The organism is uncultured Roseibium sp., assembly GCF_947494555.1.
GTDB lineage: Bacteria > Pseudomonadota > Alphaproteobacteria > Rhizobiales > Stappiaceae > Roseibium.
Genome location: NZ_CANLVF010000002.1, coordinates 1207684 through 1223259, shown reverse-complemented (window position 1 = coordinate 1223259; position 15576 = coordinate 1207684). Strand labels below are relative to the sequence as shown.

The 15576-nt window shown below is 55.6% G+C and carries 15 protein-coding genes and 2 tRNA genes; 10 read left to right on the top strand and 7 right to left on the bottom strand.

The genetic code is table 11. The features are described 5' to 3' along the window. Nucleotides 1-27 precede the first annotated feature (27 nt). The 7 genes from soxA (at nucleotide 28) to Q0915_RS14075 (ending at nucleotide 7765) form a co-directional block, all read left to right on the top strand. Nucleotides 28-879, top strand: a complete 852-nt coding sequence (soxA, locus tag Q0915_RS14105) for a sulfur oxidation c-type cytochrome SoxA (RefSeq protein WP_299472162.1) — start codon at nucleotides 28-30, stop codon at nucleotides 877-879. A gap of 92 nt (nucleotides 880-971) precedes the next feature. Continuing rightward, nucleotides 972-2669, top strand: a complete 1698-nt coding sequence (gene soxB / locus Q0915_RS14100) for a thiosulfohydrolase SoxB (protein ID WP_299472161.1) — start codon at nucleotides 972-974, stop codon at nucleotides 2667-2669. Nucleotides 2670-2690: 21 nt separating this feature from the next. Beyond that, nucleotides 2691-3962: a sulfite dehydrogenase gene (gene soxC / locus Q0915_RS14095; protein WP_299472160.1), complete on the top strand. Its 1272-nt coding sequence runs from the start codon at nucleotides 2691-2693 to the stop codon at nucleotides 3960-3962. After that, nucleotides 3946-5247, top strand: a complete 1302-nt coding sequence (locus Q0915_RS14090) for a c-type cytochrome (RefSeq protein ID WP_299472159.1) — start codon at nucleotides 3946-3948, stop codon at nucleotides 5245-5247. The genes soxC and Q0915_RS14090 overlap by 17 nt, the downstream gene beginning before the upstream one ends. A gap of 6 nt (nucleotides 5248-5253) precedes the next feature. Continuing rightward, on the top strand, nucleotides 5254-5958 hold the full coding sequence (locus Q0915_RS14085; RefSeq protein WP_299472158.1) for a c-type cytochrome: 705 nt from the start codon (nucleotides 5254-5256) through the stop codon (nucleotides 5956-5958). Between the two features lie 22 nt (nucleotides 5959-5980). Further along, entirely contained in the window at nucleotides 5981-7240 is a 1260-nt protein-coding gene (locus tag Q0915_RS14080) for an NAD(P)/FAD-dependent oxidoreductase (protein ID WP_299472157.1), read from the top strand. Between the two features lie 90 nt (nucleotides 7241-7330). Then, nucleotides 7331-7765 carry a DUF302 domain-containing protein gene (locus Q0915_RS14075; protein WP_299472156.1) on the top strand — a complete coding sequence of 145 codons (435 nt, stop codon included), beginning with the start codon at nucleotides 7331-7333 and terminating at the stop codon, nucleotides 7763-7765. Nucleotides 7766-7808: 43 nt separating this feature from the next. On the opposite strand, the gene Q0915_RS14070 is transcribed toward Q0915_RS14075, so the two are convergent. The 4 genes from Q0915_RS14070 to Q0915_RS14055 all read right to left on the bottom strand — a co-directional run bounded on the left by Q0915_RS14070 (nucleotide 7809) and on the right by Q0915_RS14055 (nucleotide 10920). Further along, entirely contained in the window at nucleotides 7809-8756 is a 948-nt protein-coding gene (locus Q0915_RS14070; protein ID WP_299472155.1) for an MBL fold metallo-hydrolase, read from the bottom strand. Then, complete coding sequence (locus Q0915_RS14065) at nucleotides 8756-9670, bottom strand: MBL fold metallo-hydrolase (RefSeq protein WP_299472154.1); 915 nt, start codon at nucleotides 9668-9670, stop codon at nucleotides 8756-8758. The genes Q0915_RS14070 and Q0915_RS14065 overlap by 1 nt, the downstream gene beginning before the upstream one ends. Nucleotides 9671-9865: 195 nt before the next feature. Continuing rightward, nucleotides 9866-9942: transfer RNA gene (locus Q0915_RS14060), tRNA-Pro, on the bottom strand. A 147-nt stretch (nucleotides 9943-10089) separates the two neighbouring features. Then, nucleotides 10090-10920 carry a hypothetical protein gene (locus Q0915_RS14055; protein ID WP_299472153.1) on the bottom strand — a complete coding sequence of 277 codons (831 nt, stop codon included), beginning with the start codon at nucleotides 10918-10920 and terminating at the stop codon, nucleotides 10090-10092. Nucleotides 10921-10968: 48 nt separating this feature from the next. On the opposite strand from Q0915_RS14055, the gene Q0915_RS14050 reads away from it, so the two are divergent. Then, nucleotides 10969-11043, top strand: a tRNA-Gln gene (locus Q0915_RS14050). A gap of 204 nt (nucleotides 11044-11247) precedes the next feature. On the opposite strand, the gene Q0915_RS14045 is transcribed toward Q0915_RS14050, so the two are convergent. Beyond that, a complete protein-coding gene (locus Q0915_RS14045) occupies nucleotides 11248-12009 on the bottom strand; it encodes a trypsin-like peptidase domain-containing protein (protein WP_299472152.1) in 762 nt (253 codons plus the stop codon). A gap of 358 nt (nucleotides 12010-12367) precedes the next feature. Between Q0915_RS14045 and Q0915_RS14040 the strand changes: the two genes are divergently transcribed. Beyond that, the gene (locus Q0915_RS14040) at nucleotides 12368-12844 is read left to right on the top strand and encodes a hypothetical protein (RefSeq protein WP_299472151.1); all 477 of its coding nucleotides are present in this window, start codon (nucleotides 12368-12370) and stop codon (nucleotides 12842-12844) included. A gap of 158 nt (nucleotides 12845-13002) precedes the next feature. Here the strand turns inward: Q0915_RS14040 and Q0915_RS14035 are convergent, their stop codons facing one another. Both Q0915_RS14035 and Q0915_RS14030 read right to left on the bottom strand, forming a co-directional pair. Continuing rightward, complete coding sequence (locus Q0915_RS14035) at nucleotides 13003-13509, bottom strand: PilZ domain-containing protein (RefSeq protein ID WP_299472150.1); 507 nt, start codon at nucleotides 13507-13509, stop codon at nucleotides 13003-13005. Nucleotides 13510-13627: 118 nt separating this feature from the next. Further along, nucleotides 13628-14134, bottom strand: coding sequence for a PilZ domain-containing protein (locus tag Q0915_RS14030; protein ID WP_299472149.1), 507 nt, complete (start codon nucleotides 14132-14134; stop codon nucleotides 13628-13630). Nucleotides 14135-14733: 599 nt separating this feature from the next. On the opposite strand from Q0915_RS14030, the gene cysQ reads away from it, so the two are divergent. Continuing rightward, nucleotides 14734-15576, top strand: a complete 843-nt coding sequence (cysQ, locus tag Q0915_RS14025; RefSeq protein WP_299472148.1) for a 3'(2'),5'-bisphosphate nucleotidase CysQ — start codon at nucleotides 14734-14736, stop codon at nucleotides 15574-15576.

The following is a 15576-nucleotide window of genomic DNA, read 5'->3' as shown; positions in this document are numbered from 1 at the left end:
TCAAGCGTCTCGTAGAGGGAGGAAGGCGTGAAAAAAACGACAATAGCAATTGGCTTGGTGGCGGTGCTGATCTTGGTTCCCGGACTTGCCATGTCTGGCCCCGACGATGACAGCCTGACGATCAATGGCGAGATTTCGATCGTCACGGAGACCGAGGCCCCGGCGCACGCGGAGAACCTCTCGACAATCTATTCCGGTTGGCGGTTTCGCTCCGACGAAACCCAGGCATTCCAGATGGACGATTTCGAAAATCCGGGGATGATCGGTGTCGAAAACGCAATGGTGAACTGGGAAACGGTCGACGGATCTGCAGGTGAATCCTGTGCGGGCTGTCATGGTGCACCTGAAGACATGGCCGGAGTGCGTGCGGTTTACCCGAAGTGGAACGAGGAAAAAGGCGAGGTGACCACCCTGGAAGTGGAGGTCAACAATTGCCGTGAGAACCGCATGGGAGCTGAAAAGTGGAAATACACCGGTGGTGATATGACCGACATGGTGGCTCTTATTTCCTCAGTTTCCCGTGGCATGCCGGTCAATGTTGCCATTGACGGCCCGGCAAAGGAGACGTGGGAGCAGGGCAAGGAGCTCTACTATACACGTACCGGCCAGTTGGAACTCTCCTGCGCGAACTGCCACGAAGACAGCTATGGCCTGATGATCCGGGCGGATCACCTGAGCCAGGGGCAGATCAACGGCTTCCCGACCTACAGGCTCAAGAACACCAAGCTGAATTCTGTGCATGCCAGGTTCAAGGGCTGTGTCCGTGATACGCGCGCGCAGACCTTTAAACCCGGGTCGCCGGAGTTCATCGCTCTTGAGCTTTATGTTGCCTCCCGCGGAAACGGTCTGAGCGTCGAAGGTCCGTCCGTCCGCAACTGATGCCGCCTGAGGGCCTCTGCTGATCGCCGAGGCCCTTTTTGCAATGTGAAATATTCACTTATGCGCATATGTTTCAAGGAGCGTTCAGGAATATGATCTCGCGTCGCGATTTTCTTCAAGTTGGAATGGCTGCATCGGCAGTCGTCGGCGCTTCGGGCTTCGGCAATTGGGCGCGGCTTGCGGCTCAGCAGGCGCTGACTCAGGACCAGCTTCTGGAATTCGACACTTTCGGAAATGTCTCGCTCATTCACGTCACGGATATCCACGCTCAACTGAAACCGATTTATTTCCGGGAGCCGTCGGAGAATATCGGCGTCGGAAATAACCGTGGCGCGGTGCCGCATGTGACCGGCGCGCAGTTCCGCAAACTCTACGGGATCGCGGATGGCAGTCCGAGCCATTATGCACTGAGCTCCGGCGACTTCTCGTCACTTGCGAAAGGCTACGGACGTCTCGGTGGACTGGACCGCGTCGCAACCGTCATCAAGGCCATACGTGCGGACCGACCGGACGCGATCCTGCTGGATGGCGGCGATACCTGGCACGGCTCTTACACCTGCTACAAGACGGCAGGTCAAGACATGGTCAATGTGATGAACGCGCTTGATCCGGACGCCATGACCTTCCACTGGGAGTTCACGCTCGGCAGCGACCGCGTTACCGAAATCGTCGAGGGCCTTCCCTTCGCGGCGCTTGGCCAGAACGTATTCGATGTCGAATGGGACGAGCCGACGGAACTCTTCCCGCCTTACAAGATGTTCGAGCGCGGCGGCACCAAGGTCGCGGTCATCGGGCAGGCCTTCCCCTATATGCCGATCGCCAATCCGGGCTGGATGTTCCCCGAATTTGCGTTTGGCATCCGTGATGAAAACATGCAGGCGATGGTCGACGAAGTGCGCGCGGAAGGCGCGGAGTGCGTCGTTGTCCTGAGCCACAACGGGTTCGATGTCGACAAGAAGATGGCGACCGTGGTCAGCGGGATCGATGTCATCTTGTCGGGTCACACCCACGATGCACTGCCGGAACCGGTGCTGTCGGGCAAGACGATTATCGTTCCCTCCGGGTCGAACGGAAAGTTCGTCAGCCGGGTCGATCTTGACATCCGCAATGGTCAGCTCATGGGCTATCGCCACAAGCTCATTCCTGTCTTTTCCGACGTCATCGAAGCGGATGCAGAGATTGCGGCTCTCATTGATGAACAACGCGCGCCGTTTCTTGACGAGTTGTCGGAGGTCATCGGCAAGACCGACAGCTTGCTATACCGGAGGGGCAATTTCAACGGCACCTGGGACGACCTTATTTGCGATGCGCTATTGTCTGAACGCGATGCCGAAATCGCGCTCAGCCCCGGTGTGCGCTGGGGGCCGTCGCTGATCCCGGGTCAGGAGATCACGCGCGAAGACATCTTCAACGTGACCTCGATGACCTATGGCAAGGCCTACCGGACCGAAATGACGGGCGAATTCCTGAAAGTCGTCCTGGAGGATGTTGCGGACAACATCTTCAATCCGGATCCCTATTACCAGCAGGGCGGCGACATGGTGCGCACCGGCGGGCTTGGATACCGGATCGATATCGCTCAGCCGCAGGGCAGCCGCATTTCCAACATGACCCTTCTGAAGACCGGCGAGGCGATCGACCCGTCGCGCTCATACGTGGTGGCGGGATGGGCCAGCGTGAACGAGGGCACGGAAGGACCGCAGATCTGGGACGTCGTTGAAGATCACATTCGCAAGCTTGGCACGGTGACGACACAGCCGAGCAACAGCGTTGAAGTCATTGGTGCATAGTTTAGGCAGGGAGTCCTCTTGATGGACGCGAAAACCAGAACATCCCGAAGGTCCTTTCTGAAAGGCAGTGTCGCGATTGCAGGCGCGTCGGTTGCCGGGGCTGCAAGTGCAACAGAGACGGATCCGCTGATCACCGAAATTCAGGACTGGGCATCGATTACCGGCGCTGGCGTGGATGAAACGCCCTACGGCATGCCGATCAGTTTCGAAAAAGATGTGGTCCGCCGCAATGTAGAATGGTTGACGGCGTCACCGATTTCCTCGATCAACTTCACGCCGATCCACGCGCTCGACGGGACGATCACTCCCCAGGGATGCGCGTTTGAACGCCACCATTCCGGTGCGATCGAGCTGCGCAAGGAAGACTACCGGCTCATGATCAACGGGCTGGTCGACAAGCCCCTTGTGTTCCAATACACGGATCTGGAGCGCTTCCCGCGGGAGAACCACGTCTATTTCTGCGAATGTGCCGCAAACACCGGCATGGAGTGGGCGGGAGCCCAGCTGAATGGCGCGCAGTTCACGCATGGCATGATCCACAACATGGAATATACCGGTGTCCCCCTCCGTACGCTGTTGAATGAGGCAGGCCTTGGCGCCGCCGGAGACCTCAAGGACAAGTGGGTCTACGTCGAAGGAGCCGATGCTTCGTCGAATGGCCGCTCGATCCCGATGGAAAAGGCCCTGGATGATGTGCTTGTCGCATTCAAGGCCAACGGCGAAGCCCTGCGCATGGAGCACGGCTACCCGGTTCGCCTCGTGGTTCCGGGGTGGGAAGGCAACATGTGGGTGAAGTGGCTGCGCCGCATCGAAGTCAGCGACATGGCGGTGGAAAGCCGCGAGGAAACCTCGAAATACACGGATGTCTACGAGAATGGCACAGCCAGGAAGTGGACTTGGGTGATGGACGCAAAATCTGTCATCACCTCTCCAAGCCCGCAAATGCCAATCCCGCATGGAAAAGGCCCTTTGGTCATTTCAGGGCTCGCATGGTCCGGCCACGGAAAGATCACGCGGGTCGATGTCTCAAGGGACGGCGGTATCACCTGGCAGACGGCCCGTCTCGGCAGGCAGGGCGACACCAAGGCCCTGACCCGGTTCTATCTGGACATAGACTGGGACGGCAACCCGATGCTTCTGCAGTCGCGGGCGATGGACGAGACCGGCTACGTCCAGCCGACGAAGCAGCAACTGCGGGAAATGCGCGGCGAAAACGCTGTCTATCACAACAATTGCATCCAGACCTGGTTCGTGGATGAAAACGGGGTCGCCGAGAATGTCGAAGTCTCTTAACCAGGTTTTTCTTCCGGTCATCGGTGGGACGGCTCTCGCGCTTTCGGCCGCGCTGTTGTTCGCCAATATGGACTACGGACAGAAGAAAATCGGGTCGCTTGAAAAGCGCGTCGAGCAGGTTTCCCTGCAAGCTGAAACGGCGAACAAACGCGCCGACGAAGAGGCGGCTGTCGTATCAGAATTGAGAGACAAGATCGCGGAGATCCAGGAAGCAGCTGCGGCGCGTCAGGCAAACGCTGCCGATCTGACGGAAGTTGCCCCGGGTAACGACGGCAAGCTCGGTCTTGGCCGGGAGGCGCAGCCTGCGGAGGTTGCTGCATGGGATGTTGACGTGCTTCCCGACGGGCGCGGTCTGCCCGAAGGCAAGGGTGATGCCTACTGGGGAGAGGAAGTCTTCGCGGAAAAATGCGCGTCGTGTCACGGTGACTTCGCTGAGGGCGTTGACAACTGGCCGGTTCTTGCCGGCGGGTTCGATACGCTTGGCGACAAAGATCCTGTAAAGACCGTTGGATCCTACTGGCCGTATCTTTCTACGGTCTGGGACTATGTGCATCGCTCCATGCCGTTCGGCGAAGCGCAGACGCTCACCGCCGACGAGACCTATGCGATCGTCGCCTATATCCTTTATTCGAACGATCTCGTTGATGACGATTTTGAATTGAGCCACGAGAATTTCGCCGAGTTCGAGATGTATAACAGGGACGGGTTCGTGATCGATGATCGTCCCGAGCTGGAATATGCCAAGTGGCGCGGCGAGCCCTGCATGGAAAACTGCAAGCCGAGCGTCGAAATCACCATGCGCGCGACGTTCCTCGACGTGACACCGGAAGATGGTGGCGAGTCTGTCATGAACCATGCGACGGCAGACGATACGCCGACATTCGTCGCTGCTGCGCCTTCCACCGGAACAGATGCCACTGCCACTGAGGAAGCACCGTCTGCTGCCGCATCTCCCTCGGTTGATCCCGCACTGGTGGCTGCGGGTGAAAAGGTCTTCAAGAAATGCGGCGCATGCCATGCGGTTGGCGTGGGTGCAAAGAACAAGTCTGGCCCGCATCTGAATGACCTGATCGGCCGCCAGATGGGCTCTGTTGAAGGGTACAAGTATTCCAAGGGCTTCGTTGCTGCCAACGAGGAAGGCCGGGTTTGGGATGAGGTGGCGTTGGCGGAGTTTCTGGCAAAGCCCAGATCCTACATGAAAGGCACGAAGATGGCTTTCTCGGGATTGAAGAAACAGAACGACCTTGATGCCATCGCGGCATATCTCAAGTCGGTCGGAGAGTGAGGGGGAATGCGTCTCACTCATCTTTTCCAGCTCCTTGCGTTCACGCTGCTGTGCACGGCGGCCGCCGCCGATGAGTTCGGAGACCCCGTCGCCGGCGAGACGGTTTTCAAAAAATGCAAGAGCTGCCACATGGTGGGCGATGGCGCCAAGCATCGTATCGGTCCGCACCTGAACGGTATCTTCGGCCGGCAGGCGGGGACGCACGAGGACTTCCGGTATTCCAAGGCGCTTGTACGTGCCGGGACCGGCGGACTTGAGTGGCATGCCGACACGCTGGACGCGTTTCTGGAAAAACCGCGAGCGCTTGCAAGCGGAACGCGCATGAGTTTCTCAGGCCTGAAAAAGTCCGCTGATCGGCTCAATCTTGTCGCTTACCTGCGCACGTTCTCCGATGATCCGGCCAACATCCCGGAAGCGGATCCGACTGCGACGCCGACGGACCACGATCTTGATCCCGACATTCTCGCACTCAAGGGTGACCCGGAATATGGAGAATATCTCAGCAGCGAATGCACGACTTGCCACCAGGCCGACGGCGCAGATGACGGCATTCCGTCAATTGTGCTCTGGCCGGAGGAAGACTTCGTGGTCGCAATGCATGCCTACAAGAACAAGAAACGGGCCCACCCGGTCATGCAGATGATGGCCGGGCGGCTGAACGCGGAAGAGATCGCAGCGCTGGCGGCCTATTTTGCCGCGCTTGAACAATGACAGTGCATTTAGGGAGGAAGAAATGACACTGAACAGAAGGCAGTTTATCGGTACGACGGCTGCAATGGCAGCGGTCCTGTCCGCCCCCATGGTCAAGGCGCAGGGCAAACCGCGTGTCGTCGTGGTGGGCGGTGGTGCCGGCGGTGCGACTGCGGCACGCTATATCGCCAAGGACAGCAAAGGAGCGATCGACGTCGTCCTGATCGAGCCAACGCGCAAATACTACACCTGCTTTTTCTCCAACCTCTATCTCGGAGGTTTCAAGGAAATCGAGGATATCGGGCACACCTATGGCGGCCTCGCCGCAGGTGGTGTGAACGTTGTCCATGACTGGGCTGTTGGCGTTGACCGGGATGCCAAAACGGTCGCATTGGCGGGCGGCGGATCGGTGCCTTATGACAAGCTCATCCTGAGCCCGGGTATCGACTTTGTCGAAGGGGCCGTCGAGGGCTGGGGCTTGAGCGCGCAAAACGCGATGCCGCATGCCTATAAGGCCGGTTCCCAATCGGAACTTTTGAAGGCACAGCTCATGGCGATGCCGGAAGGTGGTGTTTTTGCAATGGTTGCGCCACCGAACCCCTTTCGCTGTCCTCCGGGACCCTATGAAAGGGTGTCGATGGTGGCGCATTTCCTGAAGCAGAACAATCCGACCGCGAAAATCATCGTGGCCGATCCTAAGCCGAAATTCTCCAAGATGTCTCTCTTCCAGGAAGGCTGGGCGAACCACTACGAAGGCATGGTCGACTGGATCGGCGAAGACTTCGGCGGCGGCAATGTGTCGGTCGATCCGGGCGCCATGACGGTCACAATTGATGGCGAAGAGACAAAGGTGGACGTGTGTAACGTCATCCCGGCCATGAAGGCCGGGCGCATCGCCGATCTTGCCGGTGTCACGGATGGCAATTGGGCACCGGTGAACGCAGCGGACATGTCGACAAAAGCCAATGCCGACATCTACGTCCTCGGTGATGCTTCCAGCCAGGGCGATATGCCGAAATCGGGCTTCTCCGCCAACTCGCAGGCCAAGGTCTGTGCCAATGCGGTGCGCGGGGCGCTGACCGGGTCCAAGGTTTTCCCGGCGAAATTCTCCAACACCTGCTGGTCGCTGATCGCGCCGAATGACGGTGTCAAGGTGGGTGCAACCTACGAGGCTACGCCGGAGAAAATCGCCAAGGTCGACGGTTTCATTTCAAAGACCGGTGAAAGCGCGGATCTGCGCAAGACGACCTACGAGGAATCCGAGGGTTGGTACACCGGCATCACCACGGACATGCTCGGCTGATCCTGATTTCCGCGTCCCGGCATGGACATAGCTCAATGCGCGGGGCGCGGCCGCATGCAAAGCTTGCTCGTCACAATGGAGGATAAGGCTATGAAACCCGTTCTACTCGCGGCAGCACTCGGACTTGCACTCAGCTCCCCTGCGATTGCCGAAAAGCCTTTCACATATTCGTTTGACGGATCCTTCGAGGATGCGACCTTTGCCGTTGAAAGCGCGATTGTGGGGCAGGGACTGGTCATAGACTTTGTCAGCCATGTCGGCGAAATGCTCAATCGGACCGGGGCCGATGTGGGCAGCGACGCTCAGATTTTCAAAAACGCCGACATCTTTCTGTTCTGCTCCGCCGTGATCTCGCGTCAGGTGATGGAAAAGGACCCGATGAACATCACGCATTGTCCTTACGGTATTTTCGTCACGGAGACGGACGACGGCGTCACGATCGGGCATAAGGATTATCCTGACGGATCGATGCAGGCGGTCGAAAACCTGATGCAGCAGATCGTTGCCGAAGCAGTCGGCAACTGAGGCGCTTCAACGGCCGAAAGCGTTTGCTGTCTGAGCGACCTTGTTATTCGAATTCCATCTGCTCGTAGACCCTGCCGGCATTCCTGGTGGCAAGTTCCTCGAACGTGTCGAGATGAGCATATGGTGACTGGTCGATATAGTAGGCGTCGGCCAGATCGCCACCGTCTTCAAGATGTGCCCCGATCTTTTCGCGCAGGTAAAGCAGGTAGTCGCGCGTATAGCGGCGGACTTGCGGCATGTTTGTCGGGTGCCCGTGGCCCGGTATGACATAGGTCGCATCCAGCGCCTCAAACCCTGTTTCCCAGGTCTCCAGCCAGTCGGCAACAATCGTGTCTTCGAAAATCGGCAGCATACGTTCGTGAAACGCCATGTCGCCTGCAATCACCAGGCTCTCGTCAGGCAGCCAGACCTGCGTGTCGCCGGGCCCGTGTGCAGGCCCGAGGTGAAGGACCTCGATGCGGAAATCACCCATCTCGATGACATGTTTGTCTTCAAATGTTTGCGTTGGCGGCGCGACGAAGGTGCCCTCGGCCTTGTCCCGATTGTACCGCTTCATGGCCTCCAGAATCTGGTTGCCGCGTTCTTCTATTTCATGCGCTGCGTCGACATGGGCCAGAATCGGCACGCCTTGTTCGGACCAGTAGGAATTGCCCAGCATTGCGTGCCCCTGACCATTCTCGTCGATGACAAGCTTGACGGGCTGGTCGGTGACCGCTCTGATTTCCGTATGCAAGGCTTCGGCGAGGATGTAGGCCGCCCCACCGTTGATCACGACGACGCCGTCCCCGGTCACGATGAAACTGAGGTTGTTGTTGTGGCCGGCGTTTTCATACGTTGGTGGAGCGGTCGCGCCGATGGCCGACCAGACGTGTGGGATGACCTCCACCGGTTTTGAATAAAGCGCGGAGCCCGGATACTGGTCCGCAATGTCTTCGCTGGCGTGAGCAGAAACGCTAAGGCAAGCGGAAAGGATCAACCCGACAACTCGCATTATGAACCCTCCGGTAGAAAACGGAACGCATCGCCCGTGCGCTCAACCCGGCCGATCCCGCCACCGGGCAGATGAAAGCCGGCGACCTTGAGATCATCGGCGACAATCCGGTCCAGAAGCGCAATGCGTGTCGAGGCGGCGACCTCCACATCCTGATCCGACCCGCTCGGCCACTCTGGCCGCATGAAGGCAATATGATGGTTGCCGATGGCGTCTCCGATTATCAGAGCAGCCTCGGAGCCGCGTCTGATCTCGAAGCTCGTGTGACCGGGCGTATGCCCGGGTGTCGAGACAGCGCGTATCCCGGGGAGGATTTCCTCACCGCCGGAAAAGAATTCGACCGTGTCTTCGATGGCCTCGAGCCGGCGCTTGGCACCGACCGCCATGGCAGCGCGCGCTTCGCCGATCGTGTCGACGGTCTCCGGGTTCCACCAGTAGTCCCACTCGGCCCGGCCGATCATGTAACTTGCCTCAGAAAAGAGAGGGTCATCGAACTCATCGAGCAGCCCCCAGATGTGATCCGGGTGGGCGTGTGTGAAAACGACATGCGTAACGTCTTCGGGGGCAACGCCTGCCAGTTCCAGCCCTTCCACCAGTTTACCGGCCGAGGGCTGGAAATCGGGTCCGGATCCGACATCAAACAGGATGGTGTTGTTACCATCGCGGTAGAGCGAGACATTGCAATCCGGAAACAGCGTTTCCTGCGAAACCCCAGCCTTTTCCAACAACGGAAGAAGCTGGTCCTGCGGCATCGGATCGAAAATGAAACTTCCCGGGAGCGTCAGGTTTCCGTCGCTGACTGTCGTGAGCGTCCCCGAGCCGATGGAAATCTCAGCCATCGCAAACCCGCTGAACTGCGCGGAAAGAGGCAAGGCGGCACATCCGGACAGAAAGGCACGGCGGGACAGGGACATCGCAGAACTCTCATGTTAAATTCTAATATATGAATATGTATGAAATCAGTCGCAGGCACAAGCTCTATTCGCGCGAAGCAGCCGGACGCCGACACCAAATGCCGGACCATCCATCGGCCGGGAAACCGGACAACTCAGAGCACACCGCACATTCGTGAAAAACGCTGCAAATCAGAATTGCGAAAAACAGAAAAATGGTCGGAGTGAGAGGATTCGAACCTCCGACCCCCTCGTCCCGAACGAGGTGCGCTACCAGGCTGCGCTACACTCCGACACTTGAATTGGATTTAGCATAAATCCATCGGGAACAGCGAGGCAAGGCCCGGCTGCGTGGAGGGTCATTTAGCAAAGCTCATTTGATCCCGCAAGGGATTTTTGAAACGAAGTAGTGATGAAAAATTTCAACGGGTGAGTGGTAATTATTGTTGCGTAAAAAGTAATAGGATAATTGTCCAGGTGAATAGCGGTAGAAGGAAATTTATCGCGGCAAACACTCGAAAAGTATGGTTTTTCAGCAGTGGCTTTAGAATGCCCATCTCATTTCTGTAGGCCGCATTTGCAGTCGTTAATGGCGTTTTGATTCGGTAGTGCTTCGCCGCGCAATAAAACGAGGTGGAAATAAGTTTGAAATAATATAGTTCGGTTGCTCCGATTGATTTTACAATTATCCAAAACGCAAGTCCGAACAAAAATGCAAATGTAAGTGATAGTGAAACGAAGTGAGTATATGCGTTTTTCAGTGCTATTGGTGAAATCACGTCACTGGAACACAGCGTGAAAATACCGGCGCAGATCGCAGAGTTCACCAAAGTGACCTGAATGCGTTGTTGAGAAAGCGTAGCCATACGCGCTTCCACAATACCCGCCGTTTTCAGCATGGCATCAACGGCGTGATCGTCAAACTGTCGGAATTTGCGATACGCATTGGAGGCTATGGGTTTACCTGTGTCTGTTGCCTTTTTTGGCACGAAGCACTCATCTTTCCCCTCTTGTTCGATGCATACCCATTGTCTTTGAGGATTGTAGTGCTTGAGTGCTCGCTCTGCGCTTTCTCCGTCTGGAAAATTGATTGTCTTGTCAAATTTCTTGTCTGAATTGCACATGATGAATCCAATCCGCAACAATAATACAGCTACAGGTTGCCTCATCGCAGGAAATTTTTGAAGCAAAAACCTGCTTGCGCGCAGATTTGGCTCCTTAATTTGACCTGGGGAAAACTTCTGTGCCTGCTGGGAAGATTGCCTCTGCAAAGGCTTGCGCTTCTGAAACGACCTCGCTATACAGCGTCTCCACGGCCTTGGGGTGTAGCCAAGCGGTAAGGCACCGGTTTTTGGTACCGGCATGCGCTGGTTCGAATCCAGCCACCCCAGCCAATTTTCTCAGACACAATGCAGATTTAAGGCTCTGACCAATGCGTCGCCCTTCGTCAGGTGGTGGTTTCCTTGTTGTGTAGCGCGCAACTTCATTTGGCCACCAGTTTGTGACTGAGATTAGCCCTGATGTGGCGCACAACATCGGATGGCGGCCAGATCGTAACAAGAATTTAAGCTCCACCAAAAAGATTGCCGTCATCACCGCTACGAAGGACAAATCGCTTCCTCAAGGGTTTTCCCTTCTAGCGGGCTTGGCTTCCATTCAAGAAGCTCAAAGATATCATGGGCAAATCCGAATTGTTCAACACCGACCCGGACCTCGCGGTATTCATCTCCGTTGTCATCCACTTCGGTGTATTGATCTACGATTCTTTCGCTTCGAAAGTTTCCCACGCCGATGCCGATCAGGTTCTCGTCAGGAATAGAGAAGATCGGGCACCCGCTCGAGCATGGGCCCAAAAGGAAACTCAGCTCATATCCAGAAGGGTGCTTTCCACCCACTCGGTCAGCAGGCTGCGTATGTCGGTGCACATATCCGCGATAACCTCGCAAATCCATCCAAAGGGCATTGCCTTCTCGATATGAAGCAGTTTCAGGATATCCAAAAGATGCAATCTCTTGCCACATGGAAACCCTCTCGCGCTTGACCTTAAGAGTTGTCTTGGGGTGGTAATCTGCCCTTCCAGCCGCAATATCAAACGGGTCTGGTGCGAAATCAAAATCCTGTATTGGGGCCATCATGTTTTCTGGAACGGTGCCGTCTACGCCCTTGGTGACGAGACCAAATTTAATAGAACGCGCTTCTGCTTCGGCAATCGCCTCGTCGATAACATGCTTCGCCGTCAGAAAATGGCCCTCGTTGTTAATAAAGAAGGCCGTGCCGACGAGACCGTGAATATTGGCTTTTCCAAGTTCATTAATGTCGTACGTGCAAATTGGGACGACATTGCTCTCCAAAAACGCCATGCAAACTCTCCTTATGTAGCGCGCAACTTCACTTCGCTCCTAGTTTGTGACTGAGATGGTCCTGCAGCGCGGTGGCAAGAGAGATCTAATTCCACTTGGCAGCTCGGCTTGGTTGGACGGTGAGCTGGGAGAAGGGACGCCCCCTACGTGGGCAGGTCCGCGATTGAGCAATCCGCCGATCTATAATGAACACATAGGTGGCTCCGAAGTCGGTAAAAATCGCGTCAGTATCGAGCTGCCAGCCATGCCCTATATTGCAATTGCCAAAGAGCCGATATCCTGCCTGGTTCAGGTCAGCGACGTTATCCCGTCATCAGAAAAGTCTTCATTAAAGGCAGAGAGACAATAAGAAGAGGAAGTGGCAGAGATGATTGTTGTTCCAAATATACTTATAACCTGGAAGGAATTTGAACAAAAATTTCAAGAAAATTTCGGTTTTCATTGTGCGGAAATGAAGGATATTGAAATATATATTGAAAAAATGAAAGCTGAAGTTGAATTTCACCAATTGGTGGGTTGGGAGTCAATGGAAGACACTGAAATACTTGATGAATGTGGTTTCGCAGATAAATCTTCCGGTGAACTTTATGTGATTACTGAGATTTCGTACGAGGAAGAATGCGGGCCTTTCAAGATAGAAAGTCAAAATCTGAAAGATTTGGTTGCAGAGCACTTAGATTTATTTGGTGAGTGCTTTTTCAATATTGATGTTCTAATAGTTAGTTTTTCCAAAAAGGAAATTTCCATATTTCACCACGAAGGTGTGTACGCAACATTGAATATGTTGGAGATTCAAGGAACAAAAAAGCTGAATAAAGATCGTAAATCAAGTTGATTTGGAAACTGCGTTGACTTCATCTAACCCGACAACGGAGCGGCATGGCCATACCTTCAAAAGGACGGGCTCGACGCTTGCGGTCGCGCGTCCTTCAAAATGACCGAACTGTCAGGTGATAACTAAAGCAGGACAATCTAGGATTGTTTTTCCGCGCTTTACCGCCGGCGGCCGAAGCCGGGTTTGCTGCTGGCGGAGGGGCGGGCGGTTCGGGTCGGTTGTTCGGAAGCGGACTGTTTCTGTGCGTCCAGAACACGCTTGCGCGAGAAATAGTTGTCGGGTGAATCCCGCAGCTCGTCGATCTCTTCCTTGAGTGCCTCGTCCGACGATTTCAGGATCTGCGCGCGCAGTTTGCCGACCGGGCGCTTTTCACTGGTGAATTCGACACCGCAGCGCAGGCCGTCTTCCCAGCGCCGTTCGCAGGTGACCTCGAAGTCCTCCAGATCGATCTGGAGCACAAATTCCTGAGGCAGAAGGTAGGCCTGCTCGAATTCGAGCTTTGCACCGGTTTCCGAGAGGTTGCGGACAATACAGGGAACGGAGCGCAGACCGCGATTGAAGATCAGTTTGCCTTTCTTCAGGGCGCGTGTCCTGCGGGCGCGCTCGCCTGGGCCGTCTTCTTGTGTGCCGTTGGGCTGCGCGTTTGTTTCTTCTAGGTCGGGCATGTTCGTTTACTTCTCACGGTCATTCGGGGACGCATGGCACCCAGGAACCTGTCCTTTTTACCAGTAAGTCCTTGTCATTCCGTGAATCGGGGCTCGAACCTGCATGAGAAATTCGCGGTCAACGCCGTCTGCCGAAAGAAGGTTTGCCACCTGCCGGCGGATGAGGGCGGTTATCTTCACTGCTGGTCTCGTCTGCCGCTGGATCTGCTTCTTCTTCTGGTTCGGCACTCTTGCTCCGGCCGCCGAAAAGCGGCTCAAGGCCGTTTTGCGGAACCGGATCGGACGGGTTGAGCGCCTGGCGGCGCTGCTGTGCAACGTGACGCCTTTCACTCGTGAACATGACACCGCAATTCAGACCCGCTTCCCAGCGGCGTTCGCATGAGACCTCGTAGTCTTCCAGATCGATGTAAAGTTCGAAATCCTTCGGCAGGATGTAGGCCTGATCGAATTCCAGCATCGCGCCGCCGTCGGATATGTTCCGGACGACGCACGGAATAGATCTCAATCCGTTCTGAAAGACCATCTTGCCTTTCTTGTAAACACGGGCTCGGCGCTCACGTGGCGTGAACTCGTCTGCGTCTTCATTTTCCGCGTTTTGCTGCGGTGCAGGATCGGCGTTAGACATGATCATCTCGCATCGGCTCGGAAATCGGTCAGCCCCTATTGTCAATTGAGCTTAGTGCAAAGCCGTTTCCAAGAAGTGAATCTGACCTCGAAAACGTTTAGAAAGTTCTGAATATTCCGCTTTTAGCCACGAAAGCCGTTTCGCTAGAATTTCCGAAGGGTAATTTTCTGAATATATTCGTTAAACAACGTAAAAAGATAAAAATGAAATAAAATTAAAAGTAATTTATGGTTGAAGTCAGATGTTTAATTGCAATTTATTGAAGAGTTTTGTTGCGGATCGCGCTTTCAGATTTTAGAGTGCCGGCCAGGTAATATTGCATTGCAGCAGAACAGGAGAGCGAGGCTCCGCACCGGCACGCAAGAATGCGCGTACGGTTTCGGGAGAGCGCAGCTCAGATTGCGCGCCTGTTCGCACTGAGGAAGGCCAAGAGGAAAAAACACCTTCATGCAAGGATGGGAGTGTTCGCGGGTTTTCCATTCTGAGGCATCTGTGGAACAGCGTTTCTTGTATTGAGACGCGCGTTCCAGTTACCTACGGACTGAAAAGAGTGAAATTATATCCCGGAATCAAGTGGTTTTGGGGAATACGAGGCGTTCATGACTGAAGAGCAGATATCCTTACTGAGCCAGCTTGCTGTCCGAGCCGGTGAGGAGATCTTGAAGATCTATGCCGAGCCGTTCGAAGTCGAAAACAAGCTCGACGGCTCTCCGGTCACCAAGGCTGACGCAGCCGCTGAAAAAATCATTCTTGACGGTTTGACGGAGGCCTTCCCCGATATTCCCGTGGTCGCCGAGGAGGCCGTTGAGGCAGGTGACCTGCCAGCGGTCGGAACGCGCTATTTCCTTGTGGACCCGCTTGACGGCACTAAGGAGTTCTTGAAGAAGAACGGCGAGTTTACTGTCAATATTGCCCTTGTAGATGATGGGGTTCCCGTTTTTGGCGTCGTCTATGCGCCTGCCCTTGGTGAGATTTACTGGGGCACTCTCGCGAGCGCTGCCACCTCCGGATCAGCAAGCGCCTACAAGGCAAATGTTGTGCAGGGCAGCATCCTGGATGCCGAACACATCACCGTACGGACACCGCCGAGCGAAGGTCTCAGCGTGCTGGCGAGCCGGTCTCATCTTTCGAAAGAAACATCCGCCCTCATCGACAGGCTCAATGTGGCAGAACGACTTTCGGTGGGCTCTTCACTGAAATTGTGCTGGGTGGCAGCCGGAAAGGCCGACCTCTATCCACGGCTCGCACCGACCATGCAATGGGATATCGCTGCCGGTGACGCCGTTGTCCGTGCCGCGGGCGGTTCGGTTGTTTATGCCGAGAGCGGGTCGGACTTTGTCTATCGGGTTCCCCCCAAGGCAACGAAGGACGATCTGCGCAATCCGCATTTCATTGCCCTTAGCTCCACGGCGCTCCTGCCGGAACCTGCACAGGCCTTTTAA